17 protein-coding genes are annotated in these 21,929 nt (G+C 70.0%); 11 read left to right on the top strand and 6 right to left on the bottom strand.

Annotation, left to right across the window (positions count from 1 at the left end):
* The first annotated feature begins 348 nt into the window (after positions 1-348).
* The gene (locus ACFOYY_RS17870) at positions 349-951 is read left to right on the top strand and encodes an RICIN domain-containing protein (RefSeq protein WP_386190354.1); all 603 of its coding nucleotides are present in this window, start codon (positions 349-351) and stop codon (positions 949-951) included.
* Positions 948-1,988 (top strand): hypothetical protein, encoded by a 1,041-nt coding sequence (locus ACFOYY_RS17875; RefSeq protein WP_386190355.1) that lies wholly within the window; start codon positions 948-950, stop codon positions 1,986-1,988. Before ACFOYY_RS17870 ends, ACFOYY_RS17875 begins: the two co-directional genes overlap by 4 nt.
* A 337-nt stretch (positions 1,989-2,325) precedes the next feature.
* Here ACFOYY_RS17875 and ACFOYY_RS17880 read toward each other — a convergent pair whose 3' ends face one another.
* The gene (locus tag ACFOYY_RS17880; protein ID WP_386190356.1) at positions 2,326-2,955 is read right to left on the bottom strand and encodes a TetR/AcrR family transcriptional regulator; all 630 of its coding nucleotides are present in this window, start codon (positions 2,953-2,955) and stop codon (positions 2,326-2,328) included.
* Positions 2,956-3,059: 104 nt separating this feature from the next.
* Between ACFOYY_RS17880 and ACFOYY_RS17885 the strand changes: the two genes are divergently transcribed.
* From ACFOYY_RS17885 to ACFOYY_RS17910, 6 genes are all read left to right on the top strand, one after another.
* Positions 3,060-5,279 carry an MMPL family transporter gene (locus ACFOYY_RS17885; protein WP_386190357.1) on the top strand — a complete coding sequence of 740 codons (2,220 nt, stop codon included), beginning with the start codon at positions 3,060-3,062 and terminating at the stop codon, positions 5,277-5,279.
* A gap of 170 nt (positions 5,280-5,449) precedes the next feature.
* The gene (locus tag ACFOYY_RS17890) at positions 5,450-6,412 is read left to right on the top strand and encodes a LysR family transcriptional regulator (protein ID WP_352013013.1); all 963 of its coding nucleotides are present in this window, start codon (positions 5,450-5,452) and stop codon (positions 6,410-6,412) included.
* A gap of 169 nt (positions 6,413-6,581) precedes the next feature.
* Complete coding sequence (locus ACFOYY_RS17895) at positions 6,582-8,306, top strand: M28 family peptidase (RefSeq protein WP_362777539.1); 1,725 nt, start codon at positions 6,582-6,584, stop codon at positions 8,304-8,306.
* Between the two features lie 334 nt (positions 8,307-8,640).
* A complete protein-coding gene (locus ACFOYY_RS17900) occupies positions 8,641-10,014 on the top strand; it encodes a hypothetical protein (protein ID WP_386190358.1) in 1,374 nt (457 codons plus the stop codon).
* A complete protein-coding gene (locus ACFOYY_RS17905; RefSeq protein ID WP_386190359.1) occupies positions 10,011-11,162 on the top strand; it encodes an ARPP-2 domain-containing protein in 1,152 nt (383 codons plus the stop codon). The genes ACFOYY_RS17900 and ACFOYY_RS17905 overlap by 4 nt, the downstream gene beginning before the upstream one ends.
* Positions 11,163-11,291: 129 nt before the next feature.
* Complete coding sequence (locus ACFOYY_RS17910) at positions 11,292-12,845, top strand: MFS transporter (RefSeq protein WP_386190360.1); 1,554 nt, start codon at positions 11,292-11,294, stop codon at positions 12,843-12,845.
* Positions 12,846-12,869: 24 nt separating this feature from the next.
* Here ACFOYY_RS17910 and ACFOYY_RS17915 read toward each other — a convergent pair whose 3' ends face one another.
* Complete coding sequence (locus ACFOYY_RS17915; protein WP_352013018.1) at positions 12,870-14,018, bottom strand: LLM class flavin-dependent oxidoreductase; 1,149 nt, start codon at positions 14,016-14,018, stop codon at positions 12,870-12,872.
* A 162-nt stretch (positions 14,019-14,180) separates the two neighbouring features.
* On the opposite strand from ACFOYY_RS17915, the gene ACFOYY_RS17920 reads away from it, so the two are divergent.
* The 3 genes from ACFOYY_RS17920 (at position 14,181) to ACFOYY_RS17930 (ending at position 17,113) form a co-directional block, all read left to right on the top strand.
* Positions 14,181-14,663 (top strand): cation:proton antiporter regulatory subunit, encoded by a 483-nt coding sequence (locus tag ACFOYY_RS17920; protein WP_352013019.1) that lies wholly within the window; start codon positions 14,181-14,183, stop codon positions 14,661-14,663.
* 8 nt (positions 14,664-14,671) lie between these two features.
* A complete protein-coding gene (locus tag ACFOYY_RS17925) occupies positions 14,672-15,829 on the top strand; it encodes a cation:proton antiporter (RefSeq protein WP_352013020.1) in 1,158 nt (385 codons plus the stop codon).
* 285 nt (positions 15,830-16,114) lie between these two features.
* Positions 16,115-17,113: an alpha/beta fold hydrolase gene (locus ACFOYY_RS17930; RefSeq protein ID WP_352013021.1), complete on the top strand. Its 999-nt coding sequence runs from the start codon at positions 16,115-16,117 to the stop codon at positions 17,111-17,113.
* A 55-nt stretch (positions 17,114-17,168) separates the two neighbouring features.
* On the opposite strand, the gene ACFOYY_RS17935 is transcribed toward ACFOYY_RS17930, so the two are convergent.
* From ACFOYY_RS17935 to ACFOYY_RS17950, 4 genes are read right to left on the bottom strand one after another with little or no spacing between them, the layout of a single operon-like run.
* Positions 17,169-18,296 (bottom strand): LLM class flavin-dependent oxidoreductase, encoded by a 1,128-nt coding sequence (locus ACFOYY_RS17935; RefSeq protein WP_352013022.1) that lies wholly within the window; start codon positions 18,294-18,296, stop codon positions 17,169-17,171.
* Entirely contained in the window at positions 18,293-19,375 is a 1,083-nt protein-coding gene (locus ACFOYY_RS17940) for an LLM class flavin-dependent oxidoreductase (protein WP_352013023.1), read from the bottom strand. Before ACFOYY_RS17940 ends, ACFOYY_RS17935 begins: the two co-directional genes overlap by 4 nt.
* The gene (locus tag ACFOYY_RS17945; protein ID WP_352013024.1) at positions 19,372-20,697 is read right to left on the bottom strand and encodes an NtaA/DmoA family FMN-dependent monooxygenase; all 1,326 of its coding nucleotides are present in this window, start codon (positions 20,695-20,697) and stop codon (positions 19,372-19,374) included. Before ACFOYY_RS17945 ends, ACFOYY_RS17940 begins: the two co-directional genes overlap by 4 nt.
* Positions 20,694-21,881: an LLM class flavin-dependent oxidoreductase gene (locus ACFOYY_RS17950; RefSeq protein ID WP_386190361.1), complete on the bottom strand. Its 1,188-nt coding sequence runs from the start codon at positions 21,879-21,881 to the stop codon at positions 20,694-20,696. The genes ACFOYY_RS17945 and ACFOYY_RS17950 overlap by 4 nt, the downstream gene beginning before the upstream one ends.
* Positions 21,882-21,929: the final 48 nt, after the last annotated feature.

Consider the following 21,929-nt stretch of genomic DNA (forward strand, 5'->3'; position numbering starts at 1 on the left):
ATCGACTCCGGCCGGGCGTCACTACAGGAGTCCGGTGCACCGAAATCATCTCCGGCCCCTGCCCAGCAGATGGATCGGACGACCTGGATCTGCCATGGCGCGGCCTTCCGGCATGCCGCCCCGGGTCTTCGCGCCGGCGCCTGCCCGTCGCCCCTCCCGGACCGGCGGCCGTTTTCCGCCCTCCGACCAGTCCCATAGGACTGAAATTTCACGCCAGATCCGGGTGGAAATTTCGTGGCACATCGAAGTATGGATGTGCGTCCATGGCATAGATCACTGTTCGAGAGCTTTCACATTCACCGCCGAGCGCCAGCCGCCGATCGTTGGGCGGATACAGAAGGAGTTCATGTGGGAAGTAGGTTCGCACGCGCCCGAAGGGTCGTCGGGCTCTTGACGAAGGCAACGCTCGCAGCCATGCTCGCGTCCTCCGCGGTTCCGTCATCACCTGCCCATGCCGATGGCACATATCGATGGCAAAGTAACTCCACCGGAACCTATCTGGAGGTTCTTGGCTCATCCCTGGACAACGGGGCGCGGGTGATCGTATGGCCCTACGACGCGGCCTCCCAGAACCAGCTCTGGTCGGACTTCAAACTGTGGAACCCTTACTATTTGATAGTCAACAACAACAGCAGCAAAGTTTTAGGACATGCCGACAGGCCCTACAATGACGATTTCGGGCTCGCATGTGGTTTCCCCGACCAGTACAACAGGGTCGACACTTACTATCAGATGTGGGACTACCGCTCGATCTGGTCTCCGGTATACAACCGCTACTTCTCAGCCTGGATAAACAGAGCCGGCTGCCAGGGGAACCCCTATCACGACGTGTTGGTGGTGGCCAGATACGATCAAACCACCCTTTACACAGAAGACACCTGCACCCCTACAGGCTACTCGGGCTACATGTCCGAGCACATCAACTGCTACTGGAAGAGGAACGGACAATGAGAAATTTCACCACCTCTCCCATCGGAAAGAGAACCAGCGTCGTTTCTCTCGGGGTGATCGTCGGTCTCACTGTCGCCGGCTGTGGTGTGGAACGCGCACAGCAGTACACCTCGGTATCGAGCGTCACGACATCATCGTCCTCTCCGTCGGCGACGCTTCCCGGCCCGGCCTCCTCGGAAGGCTCACCTCTCCCCTCTCCTCCGGAGAAGACCCCGGAGCCGACGATAGGATCCGTTCTCCAGGTCACCAACGGGAAGCGGATCCCCATGCCGCTGGATCCGTATCTGCCGTCAATGGAGGAACTCAGGAACCTCAGCCTGGCCAGAGACGCCGCAGCGAACTCATGTATGCGGGCGATCGGTTTCACGGACTGGGAGGATGGAATCGTACGCTCGTGGGACGAGACCTCCTTCAACGAATATGACTATTTCGACTATCTCGACCCTGCCACCGCGGCCGACAAGGGATATCCACGACCGGAAGTCGCACCCGAGATCGCCAGGCTCAGCAAGGTCAGGCCCAAGCACGGGCCGTCGAAGGAACAGATGGCCGCCTATGACGGTCGCGACCCGAGGACGAAGTCAGGCCACACCGTTCCCGCAGGCGGTTGCGCCGGGGAGGCGAAGGCGAAGATCTACGGCGACACCGCCGAACTTCCTGTCGACTCGCGTGCGCTCGCTGTGGACTCGCGCATCTCGGCCATGGGTGACAGCAGGGTGAGGCAGGCCGTCTCCGCCTGGAAGACGTGTATGTCCAGAAACGGTCTGCGGTACGAAAGCCCCGTGGTCCCGCGGCACGACGTCCGGTGGGCCAGCCGCAATGCCTCCACCCCGGCTGACGCGGAGGAGAAGCGAGTGGCCGGCATCGACGCGACCTGCCAGAAGGAGGTCAATCTCACCGGCGTCTACAAGACCGTGCGGATCGCCTACGAGGAGCTCATCGTGGCCAAGAACAAGGAGAAGTTGGCCGCCGCTCAGCAGACCACGCAGAAGTGGACGGCCAACGCGAGCGCGGTTCTCGCCAAGAACGGCGAGTGACCAGGAACAAGTCGCTCCGCGGCCGATCCGCGCCGCCCGCGCATGACGGCGTGGGCGCGGCTCCGATCCTCACTGGCGTGGATCGGGGCCGCACGGGGACAGCCCGGCTACCGGCGAGGCATCACTCTCCTGACGCATCCGGCGGCACCGGTACGGCGAACGCCGACAAGATATACGTGTCGGCGGAGCTGGATCTCCACCTGAGCGGACGGAGCGTACGGCCGCTGCGCCCCTCCTACCGCAACCGTCTGTGGAACAGGCTCGGCCCACCGATCACCGTTGAGCGCCGACCCCGCTGTGAAACGCCCGGCGGACCGGCACGCCACGGAGTGAGCGGTCACGGGCGCGCGACCAGCGACTCCAGGTAGCCGCACAGCGCCCGTTTCAGTTCCCCGGTCAGCGGGGGACGCTCGGCCGGGTCCGCCGAGGTGATCAGCGGGATCACCCCCTGCACGATGTGCACGCAGGTCAGCGCGACACGGGCGCGCTCGGTACCGTCCCGGTGCGGCGCCAGCTCCCCGATGATCTGCTCGACGCGTGCCCGCAACGCCGTCTGGAGCGGCGCGAGCGCGGCGGCCAGCTCGGGCGGCATGTCGGGGCGCGCGAACAGCGCCTTGAAGCCGGGATGGGCGAGGTTGAAGGCCACGATCGGATCGACGGCCCGGTCGACCAGCTCCACAAGGCCGAGCCCCGCGGGGTCGGCGAGGTCGAGCGCGCCACGGTGAGCCCGTCCCAGCTCCAGGAGGTAGTCCTGGACGAGGGCCCGCGCGATGGCCTCCTTGTTGGTGAAGAACTGGTACAGCGAGCCCGGTGAGATCCCGGCCTCCGCCGCGATCTTGTTGGTGGTCGCGGCCTCGTACCCCAGCCGGGCGAACACCGTGGCCGCCGCGGCGAGGATCTCCGCCATGCGCCGTTCCCCGCGTGCCTGCCGTCTGCGCGGCCGTGGATCCTCCGTCGTCTCGGCCATCGGCCTCCTTTCTCTCGAACCCCGCTTGAAAAACACGAGCAATCACTCGTAATCTTCGCTTGATGCGAGCGACTACTCGTAAAAATACTTCAATGGGGGAATCCATGCTCAGCAGACTCGCCGGTCTCGTGACCAGGCGCCCGGCATGGCTGGTCGCGGCCGGGATGATCGTCGCCGTCGTGGCGGCCCTCCTGGCCTCGGGGACCATGACGCGGCTGTCCCTCAACCGGTTCGAGGCACCCGACTCGGAGTCGACGCGAGCCCGCGACGTCCTGGCCGAGCGCTTCGGAACCGGGGTGCCGAACGTCACGCTCCTGGTGACCGCCCGCGAGGGCACCGTTGACGACCCCCGCGTCGCCGCGGCCGGTCGCGACCTCACCCGAAGGCTCGCCGCCCACCCCGGCGCCGGCGACGTCTGGTCGTACTGGACCACGGGCCAGGACACCCTGCGCAGCCGCGACGCCCGTGGCGCGCTCGTCCTCGCCTGGGTGCCCGGCAGCGCCGACCACGTGCGTCGTGACGTCCTGCCCGGCCTGGCGCGGGCCTTCACCGGCCCGTCCGGCCCGGTCAGGGTCGAGGTCGGCGGCGGCGACGAGGTGTTCCGCCAGGTGATGGAGGAGTCGCGGAGCGACTTCACCCGTGCCGAGCTGATCATCGTGCCGATGGTGCTGCTGGCGCTGTGGTGGGTCTACCGGCGCCTGGCCGCCGCGCTGCTCACCCTCGGCGCCGGGCTGCTCGCCGTGGCCGGATCGCTGGCGCTGCTGCGCGGGGTGCTCGGCTTCGCCGAGGTCTCCACCTTCGCCGCCAACGTCTGCCTGGTCATGGGCATGGGCCTGGGCGTCGACTACGGCCTGTTCATGATCTTCCGGTTCCGGGAGGAGCGGCTCGGCGGCGCGCCTGTCCGCGCCGCCGTCGCCACGACCGTGCGCACCGCGGGCCGTACGGTGCTGTTCAGCGGCCTGACCGTCGCGGCCTCCCTGGCGGTGCTGCTGGTCTTCCCCTTTCCCTTCCTCGCCTCCTTCGGCTACGCCGGGATCGCGGTCGTCCTCGCCGCCGTGGCCGCCGCGCTGGTCGTGCTGCCCGCCGCGCTCGTCCTGCTCGGCTCCCGTGTCGAGCGCCGCCGACCGGCCCCCTCTTCCTCCTCCCTCTGGTACGGCGCCGCGCTGGTGGTGACCCGGCACCCCCTGATCTCCGGCGGCGCCGCGCTGCTCGTCCTCGGCCTGCTCGGCGCGCCGTTCCTCGGCCTGCGCTTCGGAGCGCCCGACGACCGGGTACTGCCCGCCTCGGCCCCGGCGCGCCTGCTGTACGACCAGGTCCGCACGGGGTTCACCGCCGAGGACGCCGACGCCCTGCGGGTCGTCGCCCCCACCGGCGACGCCGCGGCGGCCGGGCCGTACGCCGCGGCCCTGTCCCGGCTTGAGGGCGTGGTGCGCGTCGACTCGGCCGCCGGGACCTTCGGCGGCGGGCGCAGGACCGGCGGCCCCGCCCCGGCGCGGTTCACCGCGCACGACGGCCGTGGCGGAACCTGGCTTTCCGTCGTGGCCTCCTCCGCGCGGCTGGAGTCCGGCGCGGGCGACCTGATTCGGGCCGTACGCGCGGTGCCCGCGCCCTTCGAGGTGCTCGTCGGCGGCTCACCCGCCGAGATGACCGACTACCACGACGGCGTCGCGGGCCGTCTTCCGCTGGTCGCGGCGCTGATCGTGCTGGTGACCCTCGTCGTGCTCTTCCTGATGACCGGCAGCGTCGTCGCCCCGCTGAAGACCTCGCTGCTCAACCTGGTGAGCCTGTCGGTGATGTTCGGCGCACTGGTGTGGGTCTTCCAGGACGGCCACCTGGCGGGCCCGCTCGCCTTCACCCCGACCGGTTCGATCGAGCCGAGCATCCCCATCCTGATGTTCTGCGTCGCCTACGGCCTGTCGATGGACTACGAGATCCTCCTGCTGGCCCGGATCAAGGAGGAGTACGAGCGCACCGGCGACCCGCGCGGCTCGGTCGTGGCCGGTGTCTCCCGCGGCGCCCCGCTGGTGACCGCGGCCGCGGTGATCCTCGCGCTGTCGTTCGCCACCTACGCGACGAGCGGGGTCGTCTTCCTCAAGGAGCTCGGCATCGGCATGGCGCTGACCGTCGCGGTCGACGCCACGGTGATCCGCGCGGTTCTGGTGCCCGCCCTGATGCGGCTGACGGGAAGAGCCAACTGGTGGGCGCCCGCGCCTCTTCGCCGCCTGCACCGTAGGATCGGCCTCACCGAGACGCCCGTCCCCCATCCGGTCCCATCCGTCCCCGGGGCGGGGTCCAACGCCGTTCACCAGCCTGACAGGCTGTGAAAATGTCCCTTTTGTTCCTTACAGGGACTCCATATCGAGCCGTCATATGCGATTTGGTATGCGGCCCCCCGACGCCACACGCTGCACAGACGCCGATATACGGCCCACGAAAACGGCGCGCAACAAAGTTGGGCCTTACCGGAAAGGTTCTTTACTATTAACCTTCCGGTGTGGACCTAGAAGTGCGTCATTTACGGGCGATCTGTGCGATCGCCGACTCGGGCAGCATTTCCAAGGCGGCGGCAGCCCTCAAGATGTCGCAGCCTGCGCTCGCCACACAGCTGCGACGCATCGAACGCATGTTCGGTGGACCGCTGTTCGAGCGGGGCCGGGAAGGAGCACGGCCCACACAGCTCGGCATGTGGGTGCTGGTCCGTTCACGCTCCCTGCTGCCGGCCTTCGACGAGCTCCGGCGTGACGGCATGCGCTACGCCGAACAGGCCGCGGAGAAGCTCAAAATCCGAGTGGGCTGTATGTCCAGCCATCTCGCGATAAATGTCATCAAGTGCCTCCATGAACTGCTGGCCGGAGCGGACATCACCGTCCGCACCGAGGAGGCCATGGACCTGCTGCCCGGACTGCTGGAGTCCGAGCGGCTCGAACTCGCCACGCTCGGAGATTATCCGGGGCACGAGCTCACCCCGCCCCCGGGAGTGGTGTACGCGGGTGTCGCCGTCGAGCCGATCTTCGTCGGCCTGGCCGCCACCCACCCGCTCGCCCAGCGGGAGGAGGTGGAGTTGCGCGATCTGGCCTGCGAGGACTGGACCCTGCACGCGCTGGCCGAATCCGGTCACAGGGAGCACTTCTGGGCGGCCTGCGCCCGGCAGGGCTTCGCACCGAAGATCGCCTACTCCGCCGACCTCAGCCTCGCCATCGACCTGATCGCCGCGGGACGCTGTGTGGGCATGTTCCAGGCGACCAGCAAGGGCTATCCGGGTATCGTCATCCGGCCGCTCGCCGGAACCCCGCTGCGGTTCCGGCACATGATCGGCTGGACCGAACACGGCCCCATCGCCAGGCACGGGCCCGACCTGGTTCAGGCGGTGACCAAGACCTACTGGTCCGAGGTACGGCGCGCACCGGTCTATGCCTCCTGGCTGAGGCGCCACGTGCCGCTTTCTCCGCCGGTCTAGACGACCATATCCCTTTCCTGCCAGGTTTGGCCGACCATATCTCCAAGTTATCCACATTCGTGGGGTACTCCACCCGGTCCCCGGAGTGTGAGCTTTGGTCCAGCCCAAACCGTCAGGGCTCCTTGCATCCCTCAAACCCCCCAAGGGACACCGAGAGGAGTCACCCCGCGTGAATCCCAAGGTCAAGTTAGGCGCGGTCGCCGTACTGGCCGCCGTCGCCATGGCCGCATCGTCCGTGGCGAGCGCCACAACCGCCGTCGCGGCCCCCGCGGCGGGCAACAGCGCCGCACTCGCGGCACCTGATCTGTCCGTGAGCAACATCCAGGCGCACCTGCAGCAGTTCCAGTCGATCGCCAACAGCAACGGCGGAAACCGCTCGTCCGGTTCCTCCGGCTACACGGCGTCGCTGAACTACGTGAAGAACAAGCTGGAGGCGGTGGGTTACACCACGCAGACCCAGAGCTTCAGCTACAACGGCCGGACCCACTACAACCTGATCGCCAACTGGCCGTCCGGTCCTGCCAGCCCCACCCTCATGCTGGGCAGCCACCTGGACAGCGTGACGGCCGGACCCGGCATCAACGACAACGGCTCCGGTTCGGCCACCCTGCTTGAGCTGGCCCTGAACGTGGCCAGCCTCAAGCCCAACCTCAACAAGCACCTGCGCCTGGCGTGGTGGGGTGCCGAGGAGCTCGGCCTGGTCGGCTCCAGGTACTACGTGCAGAACGGCGGCGCGAACGGGGTAGACACCTACCTCAACTTCGACATGACCGCCTCGCCCAACCCGGGCTACTTCGTCTACGACGACGTTCCGGCGATCCAGAAGGTCTTCAACGACTTCTACGCCAGCAAGAACATCCCGACCGAGATCGAGACCGAGGGCGACGGCCGCAGCGACCACACCGCCTTCAAGAACGCGGGCGTGAAGGTCGGCGGTGTCTTCACCGGCGCCGAGACCCGCAAGTCCTCGGCACAGGCGGCCAAGTGGGGCGGCCAGGCGGGCCAGGCCTTCGACCGCTGCTACCACTCCTCCTGCGACACCACCAGCAACATCAACGTGACCGCGCTGGACGTCAACGCCGACGCGATCGCGAACGCCGTGTGGAAGCTGGGCGTCAGCGACGCTCCCTCCAACGACTACTCGCTGTCGGTCAGCCCCTCCTCGGCCACCGTGCAGGCGGGTTCCTCGACCACGGCGACGCTGAGCACCCAGCTCGTCTCCGGCAGCTCGCAGTCGGTCTCGCTGAGCGCCTCCGGCGCCCCCGCGGGCACCACCGTGTCCTTCAGCCCGTCCACGGTCTCCGTCCCCGGCAACTCGACGGTCACCATCTCCACCTCCCCCTCGACCCCGTCGGGTACCTACACCATCACCCTGAACGGCAACGCGGCCAGCGGCGCCAAGTCGGCCACCTTCAGGCTCACGGTCGGCGGCCAGCCTCCGACGGACGACTACTCGATCTCGGTCAACCCGAGCTCGCTGACCGTCCAGCCCGGCGCCTCGGCCTCGACGACGCTGAACACCCAGCTCGTCTCCGGCAACTCGCAGTCGGTCTCGCTGAGCGCCTCCGGCGCCCCCGCGGGCACCACCGTGTCCTTCAGCCCGTCCACGGTCTCCGTGCCCGGCAGCTCGACGGTCAACGTGGCCACCTCGTCCACGACCCCGACCGGCACCTACACCATCACGATCACCGGCAGCGGAAACGTGACCCACACGGCCACCATCTCCCTGACCGTGAACGGCGGCCAGAGTGGCACCGAGTGGGCGGCCTGGAAGACCTACGCGACCGGTGACGTCGTCACCTACGGCGGCTCCAGCTACCGCTGCATCCAGGGACACACGGCCTACCCCGGCTGGGAGCCGCCGAACGTCCCCGCTCTCTGGCAGAAGATCTGAGCAGAGGATCCGAACCGGCTGAACGGTTCTGATCGATCCACCGGAACCAACCAGGAAACCGGGTGACAGTACGGCGGGCGGCCACAACCGCCCGCCGTATCTGTGTCCGGAGATGCCCTGAAAAATGAGCTGATAGATCGTTAATTACGCTGTTACGCTTCCAGCGCCGGCCGTGGGACTCCGGCGCGACTTCCGGAACCCGCATTTGAAGCGATGATTCGCAGTTCGCGCCCTCATTCCCCGGCCGGCCTCGGCATCGGACCCGGAGGCGACGATCGACACCCACGTCGAAACCAGCGCGGACCTGATCGCCGCCGACGACGTCCTGCTGTTCGTGAACGCGGCGATCACCTCGACCGGCCAGCGTGAGTTCCACTCCGGCGCGGAGGAACAGAGCCTCTCGCTCGACTTCCTGCACCGTTACCTGCTGGGCAACTACCGCGATCTGTACACCGCCACCCTCGCCCTGGACGTCAACGACCACAACGCCGTGATGATCGCAAAAAACCTGCTGACCACGGCGGCGGAGGCGGATCCGGAACAGCGCCGCGCAGAGGGACGGCTGATCGCCCGGCGGCTGGCCCTGCTGCCGCCGCCCCGGGTCTACGGGCTGTTCCGCGCGCTGCGCCGCGCCAAGGTCAACAACCGGCGCACCAGGGCGATCATGCGGGACTGGCTGGCCGCCCGCCCCGACCTCGCGTTCGACGCGGTGAAGTACCGCGGCGCCGTCAAGGACGTGGTCCGGCACGCCCACCTGCGGCCGGAGGGGGAACTGGGGCCGTTCCTGTTCACCCCGCGCAGGAGGGCCGCCTACGCGACGCCGATCCTGGAGACGTGGCGCAGGGCCCACTACGAGCAGGCCGCGCTGTACGGGCTGCCCTACACGGTGGCGGAGGGGTTCGCGGCGAAGCACCGCATCCCGCGTGCCGCCTTCCTTGAGCGCATCGCGCCCCGGCTCACCCGGCTGGAGCGCCTGCGGCTTCAGGAGTCGGCACGCGGCCTGGGAGCCGAGGCGGTGCGGGCCGACCTGACCACGATGCCGCTGACCCGGCTGGCGTCGTACGTGCTCTCCCTCTCCCTGGACGAGCGCGCGCGCCGCCGTACCGAGCTGACCGGGGCACTGCGCGCGGCGGCCCGCCGGACCGCGGGCGGGCAGGCCGGGAGCTGGGGGGCGGTGGCCGCCGTCCTCGACGACAGCTTCTCCACCTACGGGTCGGGTCACAAGCGCCGGCGTCCGCTCGCCGTCGCGCTCGCCTGTCACTTCCTGCTGGAGGCGCTGGCCCGCGAGTACACGCCGCTGTGGCTCTCCGGCCGCCAGGACGCGCTGCTCGTCCATCCGCACGGGGCCACGCCCCTCGGCGAGCGCGTCCTCGACGGCCTCGAACTCCGGCCGGAACGCCTCATCGTCGTCTCCGACGGATGGGACAACTCACCGCCGGGACTCGCGGAGGAGGTGCTGCGGATCTGGCGCACCCGGCTCGACCCGCATCACACCTGCGCCGTCACGCATCTCAACCCGGTCTACGACGCCGCCGACTTCGACGTGCGGCGGCTGGCGCCGACCGTCCCGACCGCCGGGATCCGCGACGCCGAGAACCTCCTCGCCCTGGTGGAGCTGGCCCAGTTCGCGGACGGACGCACCGGGCTCCCCGAGCTGCGCGCCCACCTGGCACGCCGTGTCGAAGGCTTCCTCCTGGGGGACACATGACGGCTCTCACCCTCACCGGGTTGTCCACCCGCCCCGCGCAGGTCTGGGGCGGCGTACGGCTCGTCCCGCTGGTCCGTCAGGAGCCGATCGAGGACCTGCGGCTGTCCGCCCAGATATACGAGGAGGAGTTCGGCCTCGTCGAGGTGACCCCGCGGGCCGCGTACCTCTCCTACATCCCGCACGGGTTCGTGGCGGACTGGACGCGCGACGGCTCCCCCGCCGCGGCGTACGGCACCCAGCTGCGGGGACCGGCGGAGCGCGACCACGTGCCCAGCGGGATGCCGCTGCACTTCCACCGCCGCATGGCCCGCAGGACCGGCAGGAACCGGCTGCGCTTCCTGCCCCTGCACCTGGCGCTTGAGGGCTACCTGTCGCTGCACTTCGGCGGGCCGGAGATCGCGTGGGAGGAGTGGTCGCGCCGCGCGATCGATCAGGGGCTCTCCCCGCGCGTCGAGGAGAGCTACTCCGGCGCCGAGGTCAGGGGCCTGCGGGACGCCCTGCGCATCTTCGAGATCCACCCCGGCCAGTGCGGCGTCCTGGTCTACGTCGCCGACGCCCTCGCCTCCGCGTTCGTGGTGCCGCACCCCGACGACTACCGCGCCCTGCACACCACCCTCCTGCACGACCTGTACGGCGAGCTGATCCACCACTACGCGATGTACAGCGTGGCGGTGCCCGACTTCCGCGCCCGCATCGTGGACGCGCAGGTCGGCTCCCTCGCCGACCTGCGGGCGCGGGCCCGTGAGCGGCAGGAGGAGTGGGCGTCCTTCCACGACGGGGTCATGGCGAACGGGCTGCTGCGGACGGACCACACCTACCAGCGCGTCTACGAGATGGACGGCTACCGCCTGTCCCGCTTCCTGCCGTCCTTCGAGCGGCGGCAGGAGAACCACATCGGAGAGCTCGTCACCGACGGCGCGGGCCGGCTCGCCTACCTCAAGACGTTCCGCCTGTCGGAGAACCAGGTCCGGCGCGGTCATCTGCTGACCCGGCTGGCCGCCTGCGGCTGGAACCTGGCCGAGACCGCGGCCGCGCTCGGCATGACCGAGCACGAACTCGCCCTGCGCATCGAGGGCGCGGGTTTCGGCCATCTCCTCCGCCAGGACATCCTCGACCGTTACCGGGCCCAGGCGCGCCGAGCGCGGTAGCGGGTTGGCCCACCCGAAAAGGGTAGGTATGTCGCACTAAGTGGGGAAAGTCCATCACGGTAGGCCAAGAACCAAGGCGGTCATGATGCTCCGCAGCAGAACTCCCGCGCCGGGCCGGGACAGGGGCGTATGAGCGCCAAGGCCCGGTCCGGCGGGACACCGGCCCCCCGGTGGCGGGAGGAGGAGGCCGACCCGCGCCGCTGGAAGGCGCTGACCGTCTGCCTGGTCTCCGGGTTCATGACCCTGCTCGACGTCAGCATCGTCAACGTCGCGCTGCCCGCGATCCGCACGGGCCTCGGCGCGCCACAGAGCGACCTGCAGTGGGTGGTCTCCGGGTACGCGCTCACCTTCGGCCTGGTGCTGGTGCCCGCTGGGCGATTCGGCGACATGCGCGGCAGGCGCAACGTCTTCGTCTTCGGCGTCGCCCTGTTCACCCTGGCCAGCGCGGCGGCCGGCATCGCCAGGACCTCGACCTGGCTGGTCCTGGCCAGGCTCGTGCAGGGGGTGGCGGGCGGCATCGTCAACCCGCAGGTCAGCGGGCTGATCCAGCAACTGTTTCGAGGAGCCGAGCGGGGCAGGGCGTTCGGCATGCTCGGCGCGACCATCGGCATCTCGACCGCGGTCGGCCCGCTGCTGGGTGGGTTGCTCATCCGCCTGGGCGGCGAACACGACGGCTGGCGCCTCGTCTTCTACGTCAACGTCCCGATCGGTCTGCTCGCCATCGCCCTGGCCTACCGCTACATCCCGCGCCGCCCGCCGGAGAGACGTTCGCGCAAGAGCATGGACCCCGTCGGGGTGCTGCTGCTGGCCGCCGGGCTCGTGCTCATCCTGCTGCCGCTCGTGGAGGGCCAGCAGTGGCGGGGCGCGGGCAGGTGGCTGCTGCCCGTGGCCGGACTGGCGACGATCGGGCTCTTCGCCCTCTGGGAGCGCCGGTACGGGCGGAGCCGCGAACCGATGGTCAACCTGTCGCTGTTCGGCAGGCGGTCCTACACCTTCGGCGCCCTGATCGCGGCGCTCTACTTCGCCGGGTTCACCTCGATCTTCTTCATCCTCACCATCTACCTGCAGAACGGGCTCGGGTACTCCCCGCTTGAGGCGGGCCTGGCCAGCACCTCGTTCGCCGCGGGCTCGGCGGTCGCCTCCATGCTGGGGGGACGGGTCACCGTCAGGTTCGGCAGGCCGCTGGTGGTCGCGGGGCTGGTGATGGTGGTGATCGGGCTGGCCGTCACCGAGCTGGCCGTACGGCTGAACGCCGGGCCCGGGGTCGCCTGGGCGATCGCGGCGCCGCTGCTGCTGGCGGGGCTGGGCAGCGGGCTGGTGATCTCACCGAACCAGACGCTCACCCTGGCCCAGGTCCCGGTCGCCGAGGCGGGCACCGCGGGCGGGGTGCTGCAGACCGGTCAGCGGATCGGCACGGCCCTGGGCATCGCGGCGATCGGTTCGGTGTTCTTCGCCGTGACCGCCTCCTCACACGGCGACCACGCCACGGCGTTCAGGACGGCGCTGCTGGTCACCATCGGCTTCGTGCTGGCCGCGCTGGTGGTCGCGGTCGCCGACGTGCTCGCCGACCGCAGGTCACGCCCTCCGGGGCGGCCGTCACCGCGGGCCTCCTCGCGGGGCCGGCAGGGGGCACGCTCCGGGACACGGCGGACACGGCCCTCCGCGAGCCGCCCACGGCGGTGAGGCCGAGTGCCGTGAGGCGGGGTGTCACAGGGCGGGGACGCGGGCGCGGCGGGCCGGGGCCGCCGTCAGGTCGTCCAGGGCCGGGCGCAGCCGGGGGAGCACCCCCTCGCCGAACCAGTAGGCCTCCTCCAGGTGCGGATAGCCGGACAGCACGAACTCCTCGACGCCCAGCGCCGCGTACTCCTCGATCCGTTCGGCCACCTGGGCGTGGCTGCCGACCAGTGCCGTCCCCGCGCCTCCCCTGACCAGGCCGACCCCGGCCCACAGGTTGGGATGGATCTCCAGGTCGCGGGCCGTACCTCCGGCGAAGCCCTCGTGCAGGGCGAGCATCCGCTGCTGACCGACCGACTCGCTGCGGCCGAGCGCCCGCCTGGCGGCCCTGATGTCCTCCGGGTCGAGCGCGGCCAGCAACCGCTCGGCCTCCGCCCAGGCCTCCCGCTCGGTGTCCCTGGTGATCACGTGCAGCCGTACGCCGAACCTGAGCGTGCGCCCCCGCTCCTCGGCGAGCCCGCGGATCCACTCGATCTTCCCCGCCACCTGGTCCGGCGGCTCGCCCCAGGTCAGGTAGACGTCCACGTGCCCGGCCGCGACGGGCCCCGCCGCCGCCGAAGAACCGCCGAAGTAGATCTCCGGGACCGGGTCGGGCACCTCGGCGACGGTCGCCCCCTCGACCTGATAGTGCCTGCCCGCGAAGTCGTACGGCGTGCCGCTCCATGCCCCGCGCACGACCGAGAGGAACTCGCCGGTGCGCTCGTAGCGCTCGTCCTTCGGCAGGTGGTCGCCGAACCTGACCTGTTCCGCCGACTCTCCCCCGGTCACCACGTTGAGCAGCAGCCTGCCACGGGACAGGCGCTGGTAGGTCGCGGCCATCTGCGCGGCCAGTGTGGGCGACAGCAGGCCGGGACGGAAGGCGACCAGGAACTTCAGCCGTTCGGTCTCCCGGGTCAGCGCGGCCGTGACCAGCCAGGCGTCCTCGCACCAGGAACCGGTCGGGGTCAGTACGGCCTCGAACCCGAGCTGTTCCGCCGAGCGGGCGATCTGGGCGAGGTACTCGATGTCCGGCGGGCGGAAGGCCGCGCTCTCCGGGCGGCCGTGGCCTCTGCCGAGACCGTGCCCGCCGCCGGTGAGGACCCGGCTGTCGCCCGCGGTCGGCAGGAACCAGTGGAACTTCACGGGGTCTCCTCCACGGTCACGCGGGCGGGGTTTCGCCCATCGTCGGCCATATAACCCACAAAGTCAATCGGTAATAGGGGTTATGCGTGGAACCGGAGCCGATGTCGTTCGTTGATAGGTTCAGGATTTCGTCGATTTACGCGAAAGTGGAGGAAGGGCACAGTGGACGTCGAACAGACGGCGCTGCCGGGGATAGGGCTACGGCACGAGTTCACCACACGGGCAGGCCGGCGCATCGGAGTCGTCTCCCACCGCACGGGCCGCCGCGACCTGGTGATCTACGACCCCGCCGATCCGGACCGGGCCTGCGAGACCGTGAAGCTGAACGACGAGGAGGCCGACGCGCTGGTCGAGCTGCTCGGCGCCCCGCGCATCGTGCAGCGCCTCAACGCCCTGCACCGGGAGGTCGAGGGCCTGGTCAGCCTGCAGCTGCCGATCTCGCCGGGCACGCCGTACGCGGGAAGGCCGATGGGCGACGCCCGGGTCCGCACCCGCACCGGCGCGTCCATCGTCGCCGTGGTCCGCGCGGGCCAGGTGTTCGCCAGCCCCGGCCCCGACTTCACGCTCGACGGCGGGGACGTGGTGGTCGTGGTCGGCAGCCCGGAGAGCACGTCCGCGGTCTCCGAGATCCTGGCCCACGGTTAGGGCAGCGGGTGCACACAGCGATCCTTCTGCTTGAGCTCGGCGCCGTCCTGCTCGGACTGGGCGTCCTGGGCGCGCTGGCACTGCGTGTCGGCATCTCCCCCATCCCCCTGTACCTGCTGGCCGGTCTCGCCTTCGGCACCGGCGGCATCATCCCCCTGGCGACCAGCGAGGAGTTCATCTCCGTCGGCGCGGAGCTGGGCGTCATCCTCCTGTTGCTCACCCTCGGCCTGGAGTACAACGCCGACGAACTCGTGACCAGCCTGAAGGGCAACGCGCGCGCCGGGTTCGTCGACCTGGCGCTCAACGCGGCGCCCGGCGCTATCGCGGCGCTGCTGCTCGGCTGGGGCCCGGTCGCCGCCGTGGCGATGGCCGGGGTCACCTACGCAACCTCCTCGGGCATCACCGCCAAGGTCCTTTCCGACCTGGGATGGATCGGCAACAGGGAGACGCCGGTGGTGCTCTCCCTGCTGGTGTTCGAGGACCTGACCATGGCGATCTACCTGCCGGTCCTCACCGCGCTGCTGGCCGGGCTGAGCTTCATCGGCGGCGCGGTCACCGTGGCGATCGCGCTCGGCACGGTGAGCGTCGTACTGCTGATCGCGCTGCGCTTCGGCCGGTTCATCGAGAGCTTCGTGGCCAGCCCCAACTCGGAGGTGCTGCTGCTGAAGGTGGTCGGGCTGGCACTGCTGGTCGCCGGGGTCGCCCAGCAGCTGCAGGTCTCCGCCGCCGTCGGCGCCTTCCTGGTCGGCATCGCGCTCTCCGGGAAGCTGGCCGAGGACACCCACGCGCTGCTGACACCGCTGCGCGACCTGTTCGCCGCGGTGTTCTTCGTCTTCTTCGGCCTGCAGACCGACCCGACCAAGATCGCCCCGGTCGCCGGGCTGGCCGCGCTGCTCGCCCTGGTCAGCATGGTCACCAAGCTGCTCACCGGCGCGTACGCCGCCCGCAGGGCCGGGATCGCCAAGGCGGGCCAGGCCCGGGCGGGCATCGCGCTCATCCCGAGAGGCGAGTTCAACATCGTGATCGCCGGACTCGCCGTCGCGGCCGGGGTGCACCCCGACCTCGGCCCGCTGGCCGCCGCCTACGTCCTCATCCTCGCCGCGTTCGGCCCGCTGGCCGCTCGCCTGGTCCAGCCCCTCATCACCGCCGTCGCCAGCCGCACCTGACCCTGGAACCCTGAAACCTTGAAACAGGGTACGGCGACGCCACACGGCGCGGCCGTACCCTGTTTCATTCGTCACGAAATTCCACCCGGCACCCCTGTTATCAGGATTTAAGGATAAATGGCAGCATTTATCCGGGTATCACCCTTAAATGGGTAGGACAATACCCCGGATTAGGGGGTGTTCTTCTCGGCCGAATACGAGATGATCTGCCCAAGCGTTCAGCGGAACCGAAAGGTCCGCCTGAATCGGGGATTCATCGAACGGCCGAGGAGAGGATTTCCCGAGGTGTCGCTAGGAAGACGCAACGCGATGGCGCTGGGTGCCGGGGCGATCGCACTGGCCGCGACGGGCGGCGCCGTGCCCCCGGCGTCCGCGGCGGAGACCGGGCAGGCGGAGCGGGGACCGGCGGTCCCCTCGGACGCGGAGCTGGCGCGTTCCCTGCCCGGCGGCTTCACCAGCCGGCACGCCGAGGTGAACGGCGTCCGGCTGCACTACGTGTCAGGAGGCAGCGGGGAGCCGCTGGTCCTGCTGCCCGGCTGGCCGCAGACCTGGTGGGAGTATCGCAAGGTCATGCCCGCGCTCGCCGCCCGCTACCGGGTCATCGTCGTGGACCTGCGCGGCATGGGGGGCTCCGGCAAACCCGCCTCCGGATACGACAAGAAGACCATGGCGCGGGACGTGCGCGAGCTGGTGCGCGCGCTCGGCCACGACAGGGTGAACATCGCCGGGCACGACGTCGGCGCCATGATCGCCTTCAGCTTCGCCGTGAACCACCCCGAGGCGACCCGGAGACTGGCGCTGCTCGACGTCACCCACCCCGACGACTCCTACTACGAGTTCCGCATGCTGCCCCAGCCGGGGCAGGCCTTCTTTCCCTGGTGGTTCGCGTTCAACCAGGTTCAGGGACTGCCCGAGCAGCTCGTCTCCGGCAGGTCCCGATATCTCGTCGACTGGATATTCGACCACCTCCTGGTGGACAAGTCGGCGATCGGCGACCGTGACCGCGCCGTGTACGCCAAGGCCTATTCCTCTCCCGACGCCGTTCGCGGCGGAAACAGCTGGTATCAGGCGTTCGGCCAGGACATCGAGGACCATCGGACGTACGGGAAGGTGACGGCGCCGACGCTCGGGCTGGCGCACAGCGCCTTCCACCCCCACATGAACCAGGTGCTGCCCACCCAGGCCACCGACGTCCGCGTCGCCGAGCTGACCGGGACGGGCCACTACTTCGTCGAGGAACGGCCCGCCGCGGTCATCGGACACCTGACGGGCTTCTTCGGCTGAGGCCGGGCGGCGGGCTCCCCGCCGGTTCCCTCGCGGACCCGGCGGGGTCGCACCGTCAGCCGCCGGACGCCGCCCACTCCTCGGCCAGGAGCTCGTAGGAACGCACCCGGTCGGCGTGGTCGTGGGTGATGGTGGTCACGAGCAGTTCGTCGGCGCCGGTGACGTCGCGCAGGACACGCAGCCGCTCGGCGACGGTCCGCGGCGAGCCGACGAACTGCGTCGTGACCCGGTCCGCGACCAGGGCGCGGTCCTCCTGCGTCCACTCGTGGGCCGCGGCCTGCTCGGGCGTCGGGAACGGCATCGCCCCGTCGCCCCTGCGGATGCCGCGCACCCACAGCCCGTACGGCGAGGCCAGCTCACGGGCCGTCTCGTCGTCCTCGGCGACGACCACGTCCGCGGAGACGACCAGACGCGGCGCGGGCAGGGCCCGGGACGGTTTGAACGCCTCCCGGTAGGCCTGCACCGCCTCCAGCACGTTGGACGGGCTGACGTGGTAGTTGGCCGCGAACGGCAGACCCCTTTCCCCGGCGACCTGGGCGCTCTGGCCGCCGCTGCTGCCCAGGATCCACAGCTCGACCCCCGCCCCCTCCCCCGGTACGGCGTGCGCGGCCAGGCCGTCCTCCGAGCGGTAGGTCCCGGCGATGAGGGCCGCGATGTCGTCCACCTGGTCGGCGAAGTCCGGGCTCCGCGCCCCCGGCTGCTGCAGCAGCGAGGACTGCAGCGCGAAGACCGGGGAGGTGGCCAGGGCCGCGAAGGAGAACGGTTCCGGGATGAGCAGCCCGTCCACGAGGCGGGCAGGCCGCGGCGGGGCGGGCGGCCTGCCCGCCTCGGCCAGGAGTTCTGTCCTGCGCTGCCCGGAACGGCCGAGTCCGAGGTCGATCCGGCCCGGGTACAGCGCGTCGATCAGGCCGAACTGCTCGACCACGGCCAGCGCCGTCTGGTGACCGAGCTGCACGGCCCCTGAGCCGACCCTGATCGTGCTGGTCGCCGCGGCCACCAGGGCGATGAGCACGGCGGGCGCCGCGCTTGCCACTCCCGGGGCGAAGTGGTGCTCGGCCAGCCAGTAACGCCGGTAGCCGAACTCCTCGGCGCGCCTGGCCAGGTCCACGGTGTTGCGGAGGGCGTCGGCGACCGTGCCTCCTGAGGTGACGGGGGACAGGTCGAGGATGGACAGCGAGGTCATGACTGCCTTTCGTGCCGGCTCTCGTGCTGGTTCTCGTGCCCGGGGAAGGGCCTGCTGGGGATCTCCCTGCGCAGCACGGGGGCCACGTCGCTCTGGAAGAGCTCAAGGCTGGCCCGGTGCTGTTCATCCGTCAGACCGTCGGCGTCGGCGGACAGGTGCATGACCTCGTGCCCGAGCCGTTCGTGGTAGCGGTGGACCTTGTCGATGATCTGCTGGGGGCTGCCGACCAGGATGGAGCTGCGCTCCACGGCGTCCTCGATCGTGTGGAAGACCGGGTCGACCCCGGCCTTCTCGAACAGGGCCAGCCTGGCGTCGAAGATCGGCCGGTAGGTCTCGACCGCCTCCTGGGAGTTCTTCGCCACGTAGAGACCCGCACTGCCCGCCCCGACGAGGGCGTCGGCGGGGTCGTGGCCGTGGAACTCCCACCGCTCCCGGTAGTGGCGGACCAGTTCGGCGTACGGCTCGACGGGGTTGGTGACGTTGGCGGAGAAGAGCGGGTCACCGTACAGGGCGGCCAGCTCGACCGACTCCTTGCTGGTCGCGCTGCCGTGCCAGACGCGGATGGGCCGTTGCAGCGGGCGCGGCCACGTCTCGGCCTCCTCCAGCGGCGGCCGGAAGGTGCCCGACCAGGTCACCTTGTCCTCCCGCCACAGGCGGCGGAACAGCTCGTAGCCCTCGCGGTTGCGTTCCCACTGGTCCTCGGGGGTGACGTGGAAGAGCTTGGCCTGCGCGGCGCCGTTCCCCTTGCCGATGATCAGTTCGAGGCGCCCGTCCGACAGGTGGTCGAGCGTCGAGTAGTCCTCGAAGGCCCTGACCGGGTCGAGCAGGCTCAGCGTGGTGACCGCGGTGAACAGCCTGATCCTGGACGTCCGCGCGGCGATGTGGCTCAGCACGACCGGCGGGGAGGAGGAGATGAACGGGCGCTCGTGCCGTTCGCCGACGCCGAAGCCGTCGAAACCGAGTTCCTCGGCCAGGACGGCGTTGTCCACGACCTCACGCAGGCGCGCGTTGGTCGGCTTCAGCTCACCGGTGACCGGGTGGGGGCCGTGGACGATCAGCGTGATGGCGAGGAACCTCACGCTCCGCCCTCCAGCCCGAGGTGCCCGCGCAGGGTGGTCGTGCCGTACTCGGTACGCAGCACGCCGCGTTCCTGCAGCAACGGGACGACCTCGTCGACGAAGCCGTCCAGCCCGGTCGGCGTGAGGTGCGGCACCAGGATGAAGCCGTCGGCGGCGTCCTGCTGCACGAACGCGTTGATCTGCTCGGCGACCGTGGCGGGCGAGCCGATGAAGGACTGCCTGCCGGTGACCTCGATGATCAGGTCGCGGATGCCGAGCCGTTTCTCCTCGGCCAGTGCCCGCCACCGCGCGGCCGTCTCCAGCGGGTCCCTGGTCAGCCGGGTGCGGCCCCTGCTGATGGTCTCCTCGGAGACGAGCGGGTCGATCTCCGGCAGCGGCCCCTCCGGGTCGTACGACGACAGGTCGCGGTTCCAGACCTGTTCCAGCAGCAGGATCGCGGTCTGCGGGCTGACCTGCTGGCGCCGGATGTGGTCGGCGTTCTCCTGGGCCTCGGCGTCGGTGTCGCCGAGCGCGAACGTGACCCCCGGCAGGACCTTCAGCGAGTCGGGCGACCTGCCGTTGGCGACGACCCTGGCCTTGACGTCACGGTAGAAGGCCTTGCCGTCCTCAAGGGTGCCGTGCCTGGAGAAGATGGCGTCGGCGTGGGCGGCGGCGAACTCCCTGCCCTCGCCGGAATCCCCCGCCTGGATGGTCAGCGGGTGCCCCTGCGGGGCGCGCGGCACGTTGAACCGGCCCTCGATGTCGAAGAACTCGCCGTGGTGGGCGAACTCGCCCGCGTTCGCCGAGGAGAAGAACCCGGTCGCGGGGTCGGCGACGAGGTCCTCGGCCGTCCAGGAGTCCCACAGCTCGCGCACGGTCCGCACGAACTCCGCGGCCCGCGCGTAGCGCTCGGAGTGGTCCAGGTAACCGCCCCTGCGGAAGTTCTCCCCCGTGAAGGCGTCGGAGGAGGTGACCACGTTCCACGCGGCCCTTCCGCCGGACAGGTGGTCGAGGGTGGCGAGCTTGCGGGCGAGTTCGTAGGGCTCGTTGAAGGTGGCGTTGATCGTCCCGGCCAGGCCCAGGTGGTCGGTGACCGCGGCCAGACCGGCGAGCACGGTGAGCGAGTCGGGACGGCCGACCACGTCGAGGTCGTGGATCCTGCCGCGCTGCTCGCGCAGCCGCTGGCCGTCGGCGAGGAAGAAGAAGTCGAACCGGCCGCGCTCGGCGGTGCGCGCGAGATGGACGAAGGAGGAGAAGTCGATCTGACTGCCCGCCGCTGGATCGCTCCAGACCGTCTGGTTGTTCACCCCCGGGAAGTGGGCGGCGAGGATGACCTGCTTCATCGGCTGCTCCCTGCGTAGCGGCTGGCGGGACGGTCGAGCCCGAGGTGACCGCGGAGCGTGGCCGCCTCGTACCCGTCGCGGAACGCGCCGCGGCGGCGCAGTTCCGGCACCAGGGCGCGGGTGATCGCGTTCAGGTCCGTCGGCAGTACGGCGGGGCGCAGCCGGTAGCCCTCAAGGCCGGCCTCGCGCCAGTCGAGCAGGAGGTCGGCGAGTTGCTCCGGGGTTCCGGCGAAGATCGCGGCGTCCGAGACGTGCTCGGAGCCGTCGAGCTCGTCCAGCCTGGCCCTGCGGTCCTTGGCCGTCTGGGGGGTCTCGCCCAGGAAGACGACCAGGTCGGCGAAGACCTTCGGCTGGACGCCGCCGATCTCGCGGATCTCCGCCACGATGGCGCGCGCCTGGTCGCCGTCGTGCGGCGTGATGTACTCGACGTCCACCCCGCGCGCGGCGAACTCGTACGGCAGCCGCGAGTGGGCCAGCGCGGTGACCGGCGGCTGTCCCTGCGGCGGTCGCGGGACGATCGAGGGTCCCCTGACGCTGAAGTGGGGCCCCTCGTAGTCGACGTAGTGGAGCTTGTCGCGGTCGACGAAGCGGCCGGTCCCGACGTCGCGGATCACCGCGTCGTCCTCCCAGCTGTCCCAGAGGCGGCGCACGACCTCCACGACGTCCCCGGCCTCGCCGAACAGCTCGTGGTAGATGGCGTGGTCCTCAAGCGCGACGGCCTGCGCGGGCCCGAGCTCCGGGACGTCGCGGCGGCCGAAGTGGGCGGCCTCGGTGCGCCTGCCCGACAGCTGCACCCGCCATCCGGCCCTGCCGCCGCTGACGTAATCGAGGGTGGCCAGGGAACTGGCGACGTGGAAGGGCTCGGTGTGGGTGGTCGTGGCCGTGGGCACCAGCCCGATGCTCCGGCTCAGCGGGGCGATCCGCGACGCCAGCAGGACGGCGTCGAAACGGCCCCGCACCTGGTCGGTACGGCCGTCGGGGCCGTCGAGGCGGGTGGTCTGCAGGGCGAGGGTGTCCTCGATGGTGACGAAGTCGAGTAGTCCTCGTTCGGCTTCGGCCACGAGCCTGGCCCAGTAGGCGGCGGTGAACAGTTCTTTCGGAGAGGCGGCTGGATCGCGCCAGGCCGCCGGATGCCATCCCGCGCCGTCCAGCGCGACGGCGAGATGGAGATGATCTGCCGACATGTCATGACGATAACACCAAAACCAGTAATTCCTACAGGTTTAGTTGTA

Origin of the sequence: Streptosporangium jomthongense, assembly GCF_042650425.1 — a bacterium.
GTDB lineage: Bacteria > Actinomycetota > Actinomycetes > Streptosporangiales > Streptosporangiaceae > Streptosporangium.

Bases quoted from the DNA above. Each gene is read 5' to 3' on its own strand.
- ACFOYY_RS17875 (WP_386190355.1), top strand. From the start codon at position 948: ATGAGAAATTTCACCACCTCTCCCATCGGAAAGAGAACCAGCGTCGTT.
- ACFOYY_RS17880 (WP_386190356.1), bottom strand. From the start codon at position 2,955: ATGGCCGAGACGACGGAGGATCCACGGCCGCGCAGACGGCAGGCACGC.
- ACFOYY_RS17885 (WP_386190357.1), top strand. From the start codon at position 3,060: ATGCTCAGCAGACTCGCCGGTCTCGTGACCAGGCGCCCGGCATGGCTG.
- ACFOYY_RS17905 (WP_386190359.1), top strand. From the start codon at position 10,011: ATGACGGCTCTCACCCTCACCGGGTTGTCCACCCGCCCCGCGCAGGTC.
- ACFOYY_RS17910 (WP_386190360.1), top strand. From the start codon at position 11,292: ATGAGCGCCAAGGCCCGGTCCGGCGGGACACCGGCCCCCCGGTGGCGG.
- ACFOYY_RS17935 (WP_352013022.1), bottom strand. From the start codon at position 18,296: ATGACCTCGCTGTCCATCCTCGACCTGTCCCCCGTCACCTCAGGAGGC.
- ACFOYY_RS17945 (WP_352013024.1), bottom strand. From the start codon at position 20,697: ATGAAGCAGGTCATCCTCGCCGCCCACTTCCCGGGGGTGAACAACCAG.
- ACFOYY_RS17950 (WP_386190361.1), bottom strand. From the start codon at position 21,881: ATGTCGGCAGATCATCTCCATCTCGCCGTCGCGCTGGACGGCGCGGGA.